Raw genomic sequence first — 15,549 nt, forward strand, 5'->3', positions numbered from 1 at the left:
CTCGAGCGGGGAAGACGACGCCTGGCGGCCGAAGCATCCCCTCCGACCGCCCGACTCGCCCACCAGGTCGAGCTCAGCCCGACGCCGACCGGACGTGCCGCTCGTGGAGCTCCCGCATCTCGCCCTCCAGCTCGGGTGCCGGCCCGTCGACCGGTACGCCGGGGGCGAGCGAGCCGATCGGCAGCGGCAGCACCGGCGAGGCGGCAGCGCCCCAGCCGGACCGCCAGTCCGTCAGCTGCGCCGACGACACGGCGTACACGATCCGGCCGAGCCCCACCCACGCGTGCGCGGCCGCGCACATCGGGCAGTGCTCGCCCGAGGTGTAGACCGTCGCGGCCCGCCGCTCACCCGGTGACAGGTGAGCGGCCGCCCAGCGTGCGATCTCCAGCTCGGGGTGACGGGTCTCGTCGCCGTCGGCGACCCGGTTGCGGTCCTCGAACCGGACCGCACCCGAGTCGTCCACGAGCAGGGAGCCGAAGGGCTCGTCCCCTGCGTCGAGCGCCTCACGAGCGAGCTCGACGCACCGACGGAGGTGACCGAGGTCGGTCTCCGTGATGCTCATCGGGGCTACGGCGCCGACACCCCCTCGGCGTCCGGGCCGGCCCAGAACAGCGCCCGCGCTCCCTGGCTCGCCCCGCCCTTGATGTGGGTCCGGAAGAAGACCGACGTGCCGAAGACGAAGCCCTTCGCGCCCGACGCGGCCTCGCCGGAGATCGCGGAGGCCAGCCCCGCGACGCCCGCGGGTCCGACCCCGCTGCCGGAGGCCACCCAGTGGCCGGCGAGGAACGGGTCGGCGTCGTAGGACTGCTCGGTCGTGGTCCCGGCACCCAGCCCGGTGAAGGCGCTGGCGGGGTAGATGAACCCGTAGTCCTGGGCGAACGGCGCGAGCACCGACCCGTCCGGGGTGTCCACGGCCACGATCCCGTTGCCGGAGCCGTTGCCCGCGACCCGCGTCGCCGCGACCAGTCCGAAGCCGGACGCCGCGTTGAAGCCGGCCGCACCGGCGCCGACGATCGAGCGACCCGAGTCGACGTACGCCTGCACCGCGGCCCGGCCGGCAGCCTGGGCCGCCGTGAAGCCGAGCCCGGAGGCCACCCAGAGCACGTCCGCGTCGTCGAGCAGCGTCGGGTCGGCAGTCAGCGACGCCGAGCTGACCGGGATCAGGTCGTCGAACCCGAGCTCGGTCAGCGACAGCGTGTCGTCCTGGGTGCCGGAGACCGCGACGGTCAGGTCGTCGAGCCCCCGAGTCCCCTCGTCGTCGAGCGCGTCGAGGTCGGCCTGCGTCGCCTTGCCGAAGGGGACGTCGTAGGTCGTCGCCACGTCGGTGACCACGCCACGGTCGGACGCGTCGACGACGGCGGTGCCGTCCTCGAGCAGCGACACGTCGACGTCGGCCTCGAGCAGCGCGTTGAGCGCCTGGTAGTCGGCGATCCCCGCGAGGTCGAGCGTCACCAGCCCCTTGCCGCCGGGGACGCGAGCGTCGGACAGCGGCTTGAGGACCGGCTTGACCTGCCCGATCGGCCCGTCGGTGGTCGAGCCCACCTTGTCGACCGTCGCACCCCAGAGGTAGGAGTAGCTCCACGCCGAGATGTCGTACATCGTCGGCACCTTCGCCGAGATGTCGGTCCCGAGGTCGAGCAGCGAGTTGGCCAGGCCGCGCAGCGGCTGGTGCATGTCGACGACGTACGAGCCGCGCGGGTACGTCGTCCCGCCGACGGCCGTGTCCTTCTGCAGCACCCCGACCTCGATCTCGTGGAGGATCAGCTGGCGGACGAGGTTCTCGGCGTCTCCGGCCGAGCGCTGGGCGTCACCCTTCGGGATGACGTAGGCGCGGGGCAGGTCGACCGGGTCCTGGTCGTCGACGACGTCCCACAGCGGCTTCCACTCGTCGGGACCCTCGACGGCGGCGACGTCGGCCTCGGTGAGCGAGTCCTTGGGCTCGCCGGCCACGCCGCGACGGAACATCTCGATCTGGTTGTCGACCAGGTCGGCGCTGTTGTCGTCGACGTAGTCGACCATGCTCTCGATCGTGCGCTTCGCGACCGCGGTGTTGACGATCGCGCGCTCCGGCGACTGGGTCGAGCCCGAGGGACGCGACAGCGGCAGCTCGACGGTGCTCGTGATGGCCCCGAAGAACGCGGCGTACTGCGCGGTGAAGATGGGCGGGTAGTCGTCCCAGCCGGACGGGATGTCGCGGTACGGGATGGCGATGTGGGCGGTGTCGGGGCCGGTGTTCTCGGGCACGACCTCGTCGTTGACGATGTCGTAGTAGGTGTTGCCCGGGATGTCCGCGGCCACCACGTCGTCCTCGACCTGGCGCGCCATCGCGTATCCGTGCGGGATGAACAGGTCGTACTCGTAGTTCTCACCGTGCGGCGGTCCGCACGGCTCGACCTGCAGCACGCCGGTGTAGCCGTGCAGGTCCGCGGCCAGCAGCGGCTGGATCGCGGCGGCGGTCTTGACGAACGACCTCGCCTCGGGCGTCGTGTTGGTGATCATGTCGCGGTTCTCGTTGAGGCCCAGCGCGGTGTTGCGGGTGCCGGCGGTGCGCCCGTCGGGGTTGAGGGTCAGCGAGAAGTAGAGGCGGTGCGTCTCGAGCAGCTCGCTGACCTCGCTCCAGGGCGCCTCGACGAGGTCCTCGATGACCTGCATCGAGGCGTCGGTGCCCTCCCACTCGTTGCCGTGGATGTTGGAGCTGAACCAGACCGGCGACTTGTAGTCACGGGCGAGGCCCCGGTCGCGCGCCGCGCTCTCGGGGCGGTCGCGGATCTCCTCGCGCCACCCGGTCTGGCGCTTGGTCTCGCGGCGGTCCTCGGGAGCCGTGATCGTGACCAGGTAGAGGTCGCGGTCCTGCGTGGACTGGCCGACGACCTGGGTGGAGATCCGGTCGCTCTGCGCCATCCACTCCATCAGCTGGGGTGCGAGGTCGTCGTGGGAGAGCAGGTTGCCGGAGTCGGAGGCGTCGGGCACGTTGGGCGGGTAGATCCGCAGGTCCGGCTGGTAGGGGTACGACGTCGGCATCTCCAGCCCGGCGGTCGCACGGGCGCCGCGCGCCTGGGGCGCGACCCTGGTCACCTCGTCGAGGCCGACGGCGTTCTGCCGGGCCTCGGGTCCGCGCCCGTCGGGGCTCGCTGGATCCCGGGGAGCCGCCGCCGACGGGGCGACGAGCGTGGCGGCGAGGAGGAGTGAGGAGATCCCGGCGAGGGGACGGAAGAGTCTCACGATGGTGCCTTTCTGCGACCCGCTCAGTGTGTGGGATCGACCATCGCACCGCCGAGCGATCTTGACCAGACCCGTCCGGACGGATTTCCGGCGCGCTAGCGACCGCCGGCCACCCGCAGCGTGGTCCCCGTGACGTACGACGCCGCGCCGGACAGCAGCCAGGCGACCGCCTCGGCGATCTCGGCCGGCCGGCCGGCACGGCCCAGCGGCACCAGCGGCCCGACCCGCTCCACCCGGCCGGACTCGCCCGCGTCCTCGTGGATGCGGGTCTCGACGATGCCCGGTGCGACGCCGACCACCCGCACCCCGTCGTGCGCGACCTCCTGCGCCAGGCCGACCGTCAGGGCGTCGATCCCGGCCTTCGCGGCAGCGTAGTGGACGTACTCCCCCGGCGCCCCCAGCGTGGCCGCGCCCGAGCTGATGTTGACCAGCACGCCGCCGACGCCACCACGGGAGCGCCCCATCACCCGTACCGCCTCGCGTGCCACCAGCAGCGCCGCGGTCAGGTTGAGGTCGACGGAGCGCCGGACGACGTCGACCGGCGTCTCGGCGAGGGTGGCGATGTGGAGGGTCGCGCCGGCGTTGTTGACCACGCCCGTGAGCACGCCGGCCTCGCGGGCCGCGGCGAACAGCGAGGCCGGCCCGTCCGGGGCGGTCAGGTCGGCGCGCACCACCCGGCACGCGGCCCCGAGGTCGGCGCAGGCTGCCCTGACCTCCTCGGCGGCCGCGTCGTCACGGGCGTGGCCCAGCACCAGGTCGTGCCCCGCCCCGGCCAGCAGTCGCGCGGTCGCGGCCCCGATGCCGCGGGTGCCGCCGGTCACCAGCGTGAGGGGTCGGCTCATCGGTCGAGCCGGTCGACCTCGGCGTGGGCAGCACCGCCCGCCAGGGCGGCGTAGCCCGGTCCGCGGTCGAAGAACGGCTCCTCGGGGTCGCGTGGCCGCCCGGCGCGCTCGGCGTCGGTCGCGGCCGCGTCGTGGGCGAGCGTGTCGTCGTCGAGCGACCCGGTCAGCACGACGCCGTAGTCGCGCCGGGCCGCCTCGGCCGAGACCTTGCGCCAGACGACGTCGCGGACCACCAGCGTCGGGTCACGGCGCAGCGGGTCGCCCCAGCCGCCACCGCCCGTCGTGCGGATCCGGATCAGCTCACCGGCTCGTACGGGCTCGGCGTCGGCGAGGGCGTCGACCTCCCGCTCGGCGGGGCCGCCGGGGTCGACGGTGACCTGGAAGGGCGACCCGGCCTTGCCGCCGCGGACCCCCCAGCAGGCCAGGATCGACCGGTCGGCGATCGACATGAAGTGGGCGTCCTTGAGCATCCGGATCTGCTTCTCGTAGCCGAGCCCGCCCCGGAACTCCCCCGCCCCGCCGGAGTCGACCGCGAGCGAGAGCGACTCCACGAGGAACGGGAAACGGGACTCGGTGAACTCGGTCGGCAGGTTCCGCGAGTCGGGCACGACGTGGATGGTGTCCTCGCCGTCGGCGTAGTAGCGGCCGCCGGAGCCACCGCCGAGGACCTCCCGCATCAGGTACGGCCGACCGTCGCGGTCCTCGCCGTAGACGCCGGTGTAGCGGATCGTCTCCTGGTCGGCCGGCATCCGGCCGTCGACCGCCTTGGCGACCACCCCGGCGAGGACGCCGAGCAGCCGCAGGATCACGAAGGTCCGGGCGTTGGTGGGGGCCGGGAAGACCGGGGTCAGCAGCGTGCCGGGCTCGGGGAACCGCATCTCGATCAGCGGCACCACCCCCTCGTTGACGTCGAGCTCGGCCATCCGCTCCGGGGAGGCGGCGAGGTTGCGGAGGATCGGAGCCAGCCACTTCTTGAGGAAGACACCGTCGCTGTAGTCGCCGCAGTGGTTGATCGGTCCCTTGGCCTGGGGGCCGGTCCCGTCGAAGTCGAGCACCAGCCGCTCGCCGTCGGGGTCGTCGGCCGGGGTGCGGGTGAGGGTGATCCGCTGGGTGTGGAGCATCGGCTCGTCGACGCCGTCGTGCTCGGCGTAGTCCTCCCACGTCCACGAGCCCACCGGGACCTGCGACAGGATCTCGCGGCGGTAGGTCTCGGTGGTGCGCGAGATGATCGCGTCGAAGCACGACTCGACCGTGTCGACGCCGTACCGGTCGAACATCTCTCCGAGGCGGCGCGCCCCCATCAGGCAGGCCGAGCACTCGGCGTCGAGGTCGGCGGCCAGCGACTCGGGCATCCGGGAGTTGCGGGTCATGATCGCCAGGGCCGCGCGGTTGGGGACGCCGGCGTCCCAGAGCTTGATGGGCGGCACCATCAGCCCCTCCTCGAAGACGCTGGTGGCGTTGCTCGGCATCGAGCCGGGCACGGCGCCTCCGATGTCGTCGTGGTGGCCGAAGGCCTGGACGAACGCGACCACGCGTCCCTCGCTGAACACCGGCACGGTCACGCAGAGGTCGGGCAGGTGGCCGATGCCACCCTCGGAGCGGTAGACGTCGTTGTGGAAGAAGACGTCGCCCTCGCGCATCTCCTCGATCGGGAAGTCGCGGGCGACGGGGTGCACGAGCGCGGAGTACGAGCGGCCGGTCAGCTTGCGCAGCAGCCGGTCGTGGATGCCGGCCCGGAAGTCGTGGGCATCGCGGATCATCGGGCTGCGGCTGGTGCGCGCGATCGCGGTCTCGACCTCCATCTCGACGCTGGCCAGCGAGCCCTGCACGATCTCGGTCAGCACCGGGTCTGCGCTCGCGCCTGCGTCGGCGGTGAGCGGGCCGAAGGGGAAGTCGGTGGGGGCCTTCCTGCTCATCGTTGACTCCTCGTCACGATCAGGTTCCGGAAGTCGTCCACGCGGACGGTGAAGCCCGGGTGGATCGGGACGGTCGAGCCGTACTCCTCGATGATCGCCGGGCCGACGACGGTCGCGCCCGGGCCGAGGTCCGGCCGCCAGTGGACCGGGGTGTCGACGTACCCGTCGTCGGGGTCGAAGCAGACCGGACGCCGGGACGAGGGGTCGGAGGTCGAGCCGGTCGAGACCTCGGTCCTCCGGATCTCGGGGCGCTGGATCGGGCCGATGCCGGTGACCCGCAGGTTGACCCACTCCACCTGCTGGCTCGGGTCGGTGGCGAAGTCGTAGCCGTAGAGGGCGCGGTGCTCGGCGTGGAACCGCTCGGCGACCGCCTGGGCGCGCTCGGCGTCGAAGGGACCCTCGGGCACGGCGACCCGCACCTCGTAGGCCTGGCCGAAGTAGCGCAGGTCCGCGGTGCGCGCGAAGACGTGCTGCCCCTCGGGGAAGCCCTCACCGAGCAGCGCCTGCCGGGCCCGACCCGTGAGCCCGTCGTACGTCGCCGCCACCTCGGTCGGGTCGAGCCGGTCGGCGAGGGTCACGTGGGTCTGGACGTAGTCGTTGCGGACGTCGACCGTCAGCAGGCCGAAGGCCGAGACGTTGCCCGGGTCCGGCGGCACCAGCACGGTCGGGATGCCGAGGACGTCCATCAGCCGGCAGAGCAGCAGCGAGCCAGAGCCGCCGAAGGTCGTGAGCGCGAAGTCACGGACGTCGAGCCCGCGCTTGACGGTGACCTGGCGCAGCGCGTTGGCCTGGTTCCACGCGGAGATCTCGAGCACGCCGGCGGCGGCGGCAGCGGGCGTCATGTCCAGCTGCGCTGCCAGCGCCTCCACCCCGGCGCGCGCCGCCTCGGCGTCGAGCGGGATCTCGCCACCGAGCAGGTGGGGCGGGATCCGGCCGAGCACGAGGTGGGCGTCGGTGATGGTCACCGCTCCGCCGTCGCCTCCCCTGCCGTAGCAGAGCGGACCGGGGTCGGCTCCCGCCGACTGCGGACCCACCTTGAGGGTGCCTTCGGGCGAGAGCCAGGCGATCGAGCCACCGCCGGCACCGACGGTGACGACGTCGATCATCGGGATCTTGGAGGGGTAGGCGCCGACGCTGCCCTCGGTGGTGAGCGTCGGCTCGCCGTCGATCACCACGCAGACGTCGGTCGAGGTGCCGCCGCCGTCGCTGGTGAGGACCTTGTCGAAGCCCGCGACCTGCGCGATCAGCGCGGCGCCGAGCGCCCCGGCGGCCGGTCCCGAGAGCACGGTGGTGATCGGCTGGTGGACCACCTCGTCGGCGCTGAGGACGCCTCCGTTGGACTTCATGACGTAGAACGGCACCTCGCGGTCGTCGTACTCGGTCAGTCGCTGCCGGATGTTGGTGACGTACGCCGAGAGCCGTGGCTTGACCGCCGCGTCGACGAGGGTGGTCATGGCGCGCTCGTACTCGCGGTACTCGCGCAGCACCTGGCTCGAGATCGAGACCACGGCCGCAGGGTGCTCCTCACGGAGGATCTCCCGCATCCGCTCCTCGTGGGAGGGGTCCGCGTAGGCGTGGAGGAAGCAGACGCCGAGGGTGTCGATCCCGCGGTCCCGGAACCAGCGGGCGACCTCGCGGGCGCCGTCCTCGTCGAAGGGCCGTACCTCCGCGCCCGTGAAGTCGAGCCTGCCCTCGACGCCGCGGACCAGGTGGCGCGGGACGATCCGGTCGGGCTTGACCCAGAAGTAGGAGTTGCCGTACCCGTCCGGGACCGACTGCCGGGCGATCTCGAGCATCGCCTCGTAGCCGGCGGTCGTCACGAAGCCGAGCCGCTCGACCTTGCCCTCGAGCAGCTGGTTGGTCGCGACCGTGGTCCCGTGGCTCACGGCCGCGATCGCGTCACCCCCGGCGCCCATCAGCTCGAGCACCTTCTCGATGCCGGTGAGGAAGCCGTCGGCGGGGTTCGACGGCGTCGACGGGGTCTTGGTGGTGACCAGGTGGCCGGTCTCCTCGTCGACCGCCACGACGTCGGTGAAGGTGCCGCCGGTGTCGATGCCGATCCGGATCCGTTGCGCCATGCCCCCGATTCAACCGGCCCGGCCGCGGCCCGGCGAGGGCACGACCTGCCAACCGGGTGCCGGGTCGTTGGCAAGTGGTGCCAGCGGGTGGCGCCGTGGTTCACCCGGTCGGCCGGGGAAACCGGGGGTTCGTAGCGTTGGCACCGGCCACGAACCCCACGACTCGCGGACGAACCCCGGAACGCCGAGGTCGGACCCGCAGCGCTCAGGCGTCGACGGGGCGGTCGTTGTAGGCGCCGGCCTGCTCCTGGCCGGTCAGCTCCTGGATCGCGGCCATGATCTCGTCGGTCACCTCGCGCCGGGCGCGGCCGGACGGCACGCCGTCGAAGCGACCGGCGAAGTCGAGCGGCTCCCCGAAGCGGACCGTCACGTCGGCCAGCCGCGGCCGGTTCGAGCCCACGGGCTGGATGTCCTCGGTGCCGAGGAGGCCCACGGGGACGACCGGGCAGCCGGCCGTGAGCGCGAGGTGGGCCACGCCCGTGCGGCCGCGGTAGAGCCGGCCGTCGCGCGAGCGGGTCCCCTCGGGGTAGATCCCGAACGCCTCGCCCCTGCCGAGCACGTCGAGCGCGGTGTCGAGGCTGGCGAGCGCGGCCTTGGTGTCGTCCCGGTCGACCGGCAGCATCCCGAGCCCCTCGAACCACGCCCGCTGGGCCGCCCCCTTGAGGCCGGTCCCGGTGAAGTAGTCCGACTTGGCCAGGAAGACGACCTTCCGCGGCACGACGCACGGGATCACGATGCTGTCGACGAAGCTGCGGTGGTTGCTCGCGAGGATCACCGGACCGGTGCCGGGGACGCGCTCCAGCCCCTCCACCGTCGGGCGCCACAGGGTGCGCGCGACGGGAGGGATGATCCGGTGCACCACCTCGTACAGCACGCCGGTCATTGTGCCGTCTCCGGCGACCGGCCGCGTCACCCGTCCGGGACCGGACTCAGCGGGTCGGTTCCCCGAGCACGCGCTCGAGCACCGCGATGCCCGCCACCGCCTCCGCCGCACGCTCCGGATGGGCCGGGGCGTAGGCCGTCGCGGCCTGCCGCAGCTCGGCGATCTCGGCCTCGACCAGGGCCCGCTGCTCGGCCTCGGTCACCAGCCGGCGCGGTACGTCGGTCGCACCCGCACCGAGGCCGGCGACGTACTCGCTCGTGACCGTCGTGGCGTCGTCCTCGACCGCGACCGCCTCCGCGTTGGCGAGCGCCGCGAGCGTCGAGCGGAGCGCGGCCGCCACCGCACGGTCGCCGCCGCGGCGGGCGGCGAGCAGCTCGTGGTGGAGCCGGTCGCGGAGCGTGGGCGGGAGCATGGGCCCGACGGTAGGCAGTGGGCGGCCCGGCCGGCCACCGAAATAGGTGAAGGGCCCTCGCAGGTATGAGCTACAAGGGCCCTTCGGGTGGCACGCGACCGGCCGGAGCCGGACTCGCACCAGGCGACCGGTACTGGTGATGCTCCCGGTCGACCGCTCCTCGACATCCGGCCCCAGCCACCTCATCACCCGGCGGCTGCGACGTTCCCTGGGCGAACCAGTTCCCGTCGTACGGACCCTCGTCTCCGAGCTGTCCCGCGTTCCCTTGCAGGACCGCGTGGGAGAAGTTCTATGTCCCCGCGCCGGGGGTCCGCAAGGGGCTCCGACGAGATTTCTTCACATACTCCGGGTTCCGGCGTGTCGTCCCCAGCCGGAACCGGTTTCGTCCCCAGCCGCGCGCCTCTCGTCCACACGATCTCCACAGGTGCTGTGGAGGGGCGGTGCGCGTCAGACACCAGCCGCGCGTGCCGACTCGAAGGCGGCGGCGATCTCGAGGAGCCGCCGGTCCTGCCCGTGCGGCGCGACGAGCTGGACGCCGACCGGCCACCCCTCCGGGGTGCCGCCGGCAGGCAGCGAGATGGCCGGGCAGCCGGTGACCGTGATGAAGTACGCCGACTTCATCCAGGCGAGGTAGTCGGGCATCGGCGAGCCGTTGACCTCGCTCGGGAACTCCTGGTCCGCGGGGAACGGCGGCACCTGCGAGGTCGGCAGCACCAGCAGGTCGTACTGCTCGAAGAACGCCCGCATCGTCTCGGACAGCGCGCTGCGCTGCTGGTAGGCCCGCGCGACGTCGGCGCCCGTCAACCGCTCTCCCGCCCGGACGTTGTCGGCCAGGGAGGGCTTGAGCCCGTCAGGGTGCTCGCGCAGCAGGTCGCCGAAGGTCGCCTGGAAGTGCCAGGCGCGCAGCGTCCGGAAGGTGTCGTCGGCCAGCGACAGGTCGGGGTGGCCGGCGTAGACGTGGGCACCGGCGCGGACCATCAGCCGGCCGGCCTCCTCGACGACGGCCGCCACCCGCTCGTCGACCTCGAGGGCGCCACCGAGGTCGGCGGTCCACCCGACGCGCAGCCCCACGAGCGAGCCGTGCAGCGGCGGCGCGAACGTCTGGCCGGGGTCGCCCAGCGCGTGCGGGACGCGCGGGTCGGGTCCGGCGATCACGGAGAGCAGCAGCGCCAGGTCGCCCACGTCGCGGGCCATCGGGCCACTGGTCGAGGTGGTCTCCCACTGGTTGGCCGCCGGCCACGACGGCACCCGCCCGAGCGAGGGCCGCAGCCCCACGACCCCGCAGAACGACGCCGGGTTGCGCAGGCTGCCGCCCATGTCGGAGCCCTCGGCCAGCGGGACCATCCCGGTCGCCAGGGCGCACGCCGCGCCGCCGCTGGACCCGCCCGCCGAGCGGCTGGGGTCGACCGGGTTGCGGGTGGTGCCGAAGACCCGGTTGAAGGTGTGGGAGCCGGCCGCGAACTCCGGCACGTTGGTCCGGCCGATCAGCACCGCCCCTGCCCGCCGGATCCGCTCCACGACGAGGTCGTCGCGGTCGGGCACGTGGTCGGCGAAGAGCGGTGATCCGTACGTCGTCCGCCACCCGGCGACGTCGTGGGTGTCCTTCGGGGCGAACGGCAGCCCGTGCAGCGGGCCGACCGGCCAGCCCCGCGCGAGGTGGTCGTCCGCAGCTGCCGCACCCTCGTGGGCGCGCTGGACGTCGAGCGACACGATCGCGGTCAGCTCCGGGTTGCGCTCGGCGATCCGGGTCAGGTGGAGGTCCAGCAGCTCCCGGGCCGAGATCACGCGCCGGCGTACGGCGTCGGCCTGCTCGCGGGCGCTGGACTCGACAGTGATCGTCACGCGGCCATCATCGCCGACGGCCCAGCAGCACCCCGAGGAGGACCAGGCCCGCGCCCACTGCGATGCCCGTCAGGAAGTCGCCCTGCGAGGACACCGCCGGAGCGGCGGGCGCGGTGTAGACGCCCGGCGCCGGCTGCGGACCAGGGGCGGCCCCCGGCACCGCGGGCGCGGTCGTGGCCCCGGTGAGGATGCCGTCGACGTTGCCGAAGAACTCCCCCGCCATCCGCCTCGAGACCGAGGTGAGCATCCGCTGGCCGACACCGCCGACCATGCCGCCGACGATCGCGTCGGCGTCGTAGGCGACGGCGGTCGTCCCCTCGCCGGCGTCGGAGAACCGGACCTGCACGCTCGCGCCGATCGTCCCCGGGGCGCCTGCCCCGTCGAGCCGCATCACCAGCGACTCGTGGGGCACGAGGTCGGAGAGGGTGCACGACCCCGAGTAGGTCCCCTTGATCGCCGCGACCCCCGCGGTCACGGTCATCGCGTAGGCGTTCTCCCCCGTCGCCTCGAGCCGCTCGCAACCGGGGATGGTGCGGACCAGGACCGCCGGGTCGAGCAGCGCGTCCCAGACCACCGCGACCGGGGCGTGGAGGATGTTCTGGCCGGTGAACTTCATGCGGTCTCCTCGGGGAGGTGCGCCTCGCGCAGGGTGAACAGCTCCGACGGCGAGATCGGCATCGCCGTGATCGGGATGCCCTCGGCGTCCTCGATCGCCGCCGCGAACACCGCCGCCGACGGGATCACGCCGGCCTCGCCCGCACCCTTGATGCCGAGCGGGTTGAGCGGTGAGGGCGTCTCGAGGTGGTCGATGTCGATGCCGGCCGGCACCTCGGTGACGTAGGGCATCAGGAAGTCCATGAACGAGGCGTTGAGGAGCTGGCCCGACTCGTCGTAGGCCATCCGCTCGTAGAGGGCGCCGCCCACTCCCTGCGCGACGCCGCCGTGGATCTGGCCCTCCACGATCATCGGGTTGATGAGGTGGCCGCAGTCGTGGACGACGGCGTACTTGAGGATGGTGATCTCGGCGGTGTCGGGGTCGGTCTCGACGATCACCGCGTGCATCCCCGAGGCGAACGTCGACCGCTCCGGAGAGTAGAAGTCCTTGCCCTCCAGGCCAGGCTCGTCGTCCTCGGCGACCGGGGGCTTGCCGGGGTCGCCGACCGAGAACTGGGTGGCGGCCTTGGACGCCTCGTCGAAGGCGTAGCGCAACGGGTTGGAGAGCACCGCGACGGTGCCGAGGTCGATCGCGGAGTCGGTTCCGGCGACCCGGATCACGCCGTCGCTGATCTCGAGGTCGTCGACCGAGGCCTCGAGCGCCTCGGCCGCGATCCGGAACGCCTTCTCCCGGGCGGCCTTCGCCGCGAGGTGGACGGCCGAGCCGCTCATCACCGCCGCGCGGGAGGCGAAGGTGCCGACGGCGTACGGCATCCGGCGGGTGTCGCCGGTCGTCACCTCCACCATCTCGAAGGGCACCCCGAGCTCGTCGGCCACGATCTGCGCGAAGGCCGTCTGGTGGCCCTGGCCCTGGGTCGTGAGGCCGGTGGCGACCTTGACCTTGCCGGAGGTCTCGACGTGCACGTGGGCGCCCTCGTAGGGGCCGACCCCGGTGCCCTCGACGTAGCAGGCGAGGCCGATCCCGACCCGCCGTCCCTCGGCCGCCATCTCGGCTCGGAACGCCTCGAACTCGTCCCACCCGACCAGCGCCTTGAGCTTCTCGAGGGAGGCGGGGTAGTCGCCCGAGTCGTACTCGAGCTCGCGGCCGTCCTGGAAGACCAGCCCCTGGTCGTAGGGGAACTCGTCGGGCTGGATGAAGTTGGCGGCCCGCACCTCGGTCCGGTCCTTGCCGAGCGTCGCCGCGATGGCGTCCATGGTCCGCTCCATGACGAAGCAGCCCTGCGGGCGCCCCGCGCCGCGGTAGGGGGTGACCATGACGGTGTTGGTGTAGAGGCTCTCGAAGACCACGCGGTAGGCGCCGGGCTTGTAGGGGCCGAGCAGCTGGGTCGAGGTGATGATCGGGACGATCAGGCCGTACGGGGTGTAGGCGCCGTGGTCGTGCCAGAACTGCACGTCGAGCCCGAGCACGCGGCCCCCGTCGTCGAACCCGACCTCGACGTGGTGCTGCTGGCCGCGCTCGTGGGCGGAGGAGATGAAGTGCTCGCGGCGGTCCTCGGTGAACTTGACCGGGACGCCGAGGATCCTTGCCGCGAGGGGGACGAGCAGCTCCTCGGGCCACGGGTGGTTGATCTTGACGCCGAAGCCGCCCCCCACGTCGGGGGTGATCACGTCGACCTGGCCCAGGTCGAGCCCGAGCTTGGCGGCGACGCATCCCCGCACCCCGGTGGAGGTCTGGGTGGAGGTCCACACCGTCATCCGGCCGAGGTCGGGGTCCCAGCGGGCGACGGTGCCGCGGCCCTCCAGCGGCTGGCAGGCCGAGCGCTCGACGGTGAGGTCGAGGCTCAGCGTGTGGGGGGCGGCCGCGATGGCGGCGCGGGCGTCGCCGTTCTCCTGCTCCAGCCTGGCCCCGACGTTGCCCGGGACGTCGTCGTGGACCAGCCGGGTGGCGGCGCGGGCGGCGTCGATGCCGACGACCGGCTCGAGGAACTCGTAGTCGACGCGGATCCGGCCGACCGCGTCCTCGGCGACGTAGCGGTCCTCCGCGACGACGAAGGCGATCGCCTCGCCGACGTGGTTGACCTCGTCCTTCGCGAGCGCGAACTGGGTGCGACCGTGGGTGAGCGCGGGGTGCGGGATGAGGAGGGGCAACGGCTCGGCCATCGGGCCGGTGAGGTCGTCGAAGGTCCAGACCGCGTGGACGCCCTCGACGTCGAGCACCTCGCTGACGTCGATGTCGAGGATCCGGGCGTGCGCGTGGGGCGAGCGGAGGACGGCGGCGTGGAGCACGCGCTGGCCGACCAGCACGTCGTCGGCGTACGTGCCGCGGCCGCGGAGCAGCCGCTGGTCCTCGACACGCGGGACCCTCGTGCCGAACAGCTTCGTCGTCATCGGCCCTCCCGGGTGAGCTCGGCGGCACGCAGCACGGCCTTGACGATGTTCTGGTAGCCGGTGCAGCGGCAGAGGTTGCCGGCGATCATGTCCCGGGCCTCGTCCTCGGTGGGGTCGGGGTTGGCGCGCAGCCCGGCGGTGATGGTGGTGAGGAATCCCGGGGTGCAGAAGCCGCACTGCAGGCCGTGGCAGTCGGAGAACGCCTGCTGGACCGGCGAGAGGACGGTGTCGTCCTCCCCCGTGTCTTCTGCGAGCCCTTCGACGGTGGTGACCTCGGTGTCCTCCGCGGAGACCGCGAGCACCAGGCAGGAGCGGACCGGGCGCCCGTCCATGAGGACCGTGCAGGCGCCGCAGACGCCGTGCTCGCAGCCGACGTGGGTGCCGGTGAGCCCGCAGTCGTGGCGCAGCGCGTCGGAGAGCAGTCGTCGCGCCGGCACGGTCACCGCGTGGGTGGCGCCGTTGACCTGCAGCCGTACGTCATGGACCTCCTCGGTCATCCAGTCCTCCTCGCGTCTCGGGACCTCGCGTCGTCGGTGGCGGCCGTCAGCACCCGGCGGGTGAGGACCTTCACCAGCTGGGCGCGGTAGGCAGCGCTCGCGTGGATGTCGTCGCCCGGCTCGATCCGCTCGAGTGCCCGCGCGGCGGCCTCGGCCGGGTCGCAGCCGGTCACGTCGACGACCGTCGGCACGTCGGCGACCGAGAGGTAGCCGAGCCTGGCCTCGGTCACGGCGTCGTCCTCGACCCGCACCAGCCCGGCCACTCCGCAGAGGGCGTAGTCGCCGTGGCGCCTGGCGACCTCGGCGAAGCCGACGCCCTCCCCCGGGCCGAGCACCGGGAAGCCGGCCGACAGCGCCAGCTCGTCGGCGGCGATCGTCGACTCGAGCGGCCCGGCGAACAGGTCGGCTGCGGCGATGGTCCGGCGCCCGCGCACGGAGGCCACCTCGACCGAGCCGCCGAGGAGGGCCAGCACCGTCGGCATCTCGGCGGCGGCGTCGGCGTGGACGATCGACCCGACGGTGGTGCCGCGGTTGCGGATCGTCGCGTGGGCGACGTGGGCGAGCGCCATCGCGAGCAGTGGCTGCCGCTCCCCCGCCGGGGCGTGGGCGAGCAGGTCGGCGTGGCGGACCAGCGCCCCGACCCGGACCTCGTCGTCGGACACCGTGACCTGGTCGAGCCCGGGCAGCCGGTTGACGTCGACCAGCGTCCCGGGCGACGCCAGCCGCATCGACAGCAGCGGCACCAGGCTCTGACCGCCCGCCAGCACCTTGGCCCCCGGTTCACGGGCGAGGGCCTCGAGGGCCTCCTCGACCGTCTCCGGGCGCCGGTAGGCGAAAGGAGCGGGCTTCACGCG

The 15,549-nt window shown here is 73.0% G+C and carries 12 protein-coding genes; all 12 read right to left on the reverse strand.

Annotated features, from left to right (window positions below; all coding sequences use genetic code 11):
• Positions 1-73: 73 nt before the first annotated feature.
• The gene (locus tag EXE57_RS06165; RefSeq protein WP_135075117.1) at positions 74-562 is read right to left on the reverse strand and encodes a nucleoside deaminase; all 489 of its coding nucleotides are present in this window, start codon (positions 560-562) and stop codon (positions 74-76) included.
• A gap of 5 nt (positions 563-567) precedes the next feature.
• Positions 568-3,222, reverse strand: coding sequence for a M14 family zinc carboxypeptidase (locus EXE57_RS06170; RefSeq protein ID WP_135075120.1), 2,655 nt, complete (start codon positions 3,220-3,222; stop codon positions 568-570).
• A 95-nt stretch (positions 3,223-3,317) separates the two neighbouring features.
• Positions 3,318-4,064, reverse strand: coding sequence for an SDR family oxidoreductase (locus tag EXE57_RS06175; RefSeq protein WP_135075123.1), 747 nt, complete (start codon positions 4,062-4,064; stop codon positions 3,318-3,320).
• Entirely contained in the window at positions 4,061-5,980 is a 1,920-nt protein-coding gene (locus EXE57_RS06180) for a hydantoinase B/oxoprolinase family protein (RefSeq protein WP_135075126.1), read from the reverse strand. Before EXE57_RS06180 ends, EXE57_RS06175 begins: the two co-directional genes overlap by 4 nt.
• Positions 5,977-8,058, reverse strand: a complete 2,082-nt coding sequence (locus EXE57_RS06185) for a hydantoinase/oxoprolinase family protein (RefSeq protein ID WP_135075129.1) — start codon at positions 8,056-8,058, stop codon at positions 5,977-5,979. Before EXE57_RS06185 ends, EXE57_RS06180 begins: the two co-directional genes overlap by 4 nt.
• Before the next feature lie 205 nt (positions 8,059-8,263).
• Positions 8,264-8,932 (reverse strand): lysophospholipid acyltransferase family protein, encoded by a 669-nt coding sequence (locus EXE57_RS06190; RefSeq protein ID WP_244247017.1) that lies wholly within the window; start codon positions 8,930-8,932, stop codon positions 8,264-8,266.
• 55 nt (positions 8,933-8,987) lie between these two features.
• On the reverse strand, positions 8,988-9,353 hold the full coding sequence (locus EXE57_RS06195) for a hypothetical protein (RefSeq protein ID WP_135075135.1): 366 nt from the start codon (positions 9,351-9,353) through the stop codon (positions 8,988-8,990).
• A gap of 447 nt (positions 9,354-9,800) precedes the next feature.
• Complete coding sequence (locus EXE57_RS06200) at positions 9,801-11,195, reverse strand: amidase (protein WP_135075138.1); 1,395 nt, start codon at positions 11,193-11,195, stop codon at positions 9,801-9,803.
• Between the two features lie 7 nt (positions 11,196-11,202).
• Entirely contained in the window at positions 11,203-11,811 is a 609-nt protein-coding gene (locus EXE57_RS06205; protein WP_135075141.1) for an SRPBCC family protein, read from the reverse strand.
• The gene (gene cutA / locus EXE57_RS06210) at positions 11,808-14,198 is read right to left on the reverse strand and encodes an aerobic carbon-monoxide dehydrogenase large subunit (protein WP_135075144.1); all 2,391 of its coding nucleotides are present in this window, start codon (positions 14,196-14,198) and stop codon (positions 11,808-11,810) included. Before cutA ends, EXE57_RS06205 begins: the two co-directional genes overlap by 4 nt.
• On the reverse strand, positions 14,195-14,695 hold the full coding sequence (locus EXE57_RS06215) for a (2Fe-2S)-binding protein (protein WP_135075147.1): 501 nt from the start codon (positions 14,693-14,695) through the stop codon (positions 14,195-14,197). Before EXE57_RS06215 ends, cutA begins: the two co-directional genes overlap by 4 nt.
• A complete protein-coding gene (locus tag EXE57_RS06220; protein ID WP_135075150.1) occupies positions 14,692-15,546 on the reverse strand; it encodes an FAD binding domain-containing protein in 855 nt (284 codons plus the stop codon). Before EXE57_RS06220 ends, EXE57_RS06215 begins: the two co-directional genes overlap by 4 nt.
• Positions 15,547-15,549: the final 3 nt, after the last annotated feature.

The organism is Nocardioides euryhalodurans, assembly GCF_004564375.1.
GTDB lineage: Bacteria > Actinomycetota > Actinomycetes > Propionibacteriales > Nocardioidaceae > Nocardioides > Nocardioides euryhalodurans.

Coding starts and splice junctions, on each gene's coding strand:
- EXE57_RS06165 (WP_135075117.1), bottom strand. CDS start 562: ATGAGCATCACGGAGACCGACCTCGGTCACCTCCGTCGGTGCGTCGAG.
- EXE57_RS06175 (WP_135075123.1), bottom strand. CDS start 4,064: ATGAGCCGACCCCTCACGCTGGTGACCGGCGGCACCCGCGGCATCGGG.
- EXE57_RS06180 (WP_135075126.1), bottom strand. CDS start 5,980: ATGAGCAGGAAGGCCCCCACCGACTTCCCCTTCGGCCCGCTCACCGCC.
- EXE57_RS06185 (WP_135075129.1), bottom strand. CDS start 8,058: ATGGCGCAACGGATCCGGATCGGCATCGACACCGGCGGCACCTTCACC.
- EXE57_RS06195 (WP_135075135.1), bottom strand. CDS start 9,353: ATGCTCCCGCCCACGCTCCGCGACCGGCTCCACCACGAGCTGCTCGCC.
- EXE57_RS06205 (WP_135075141.1), bottom strand. CDS start 11,811: ATGAAGTTCACCGGCCAGAACATCCTCCACGCCCCGGTCGCGGTGGTC.
- cutA (WP_135075144.1), bottom strand. CDS start 14,198: ATGACGACGAAGCTGTTCGGCACGAGGGTCCCGCGTGTCGAGGACCAG.
- EXE57_RS06215 (WP_135075147.1), bottom strand. CDS start 14,695: ATGACCGAGGAGGTCCATGACGTACGGCTGCAGGTCAACGGCGCCACC.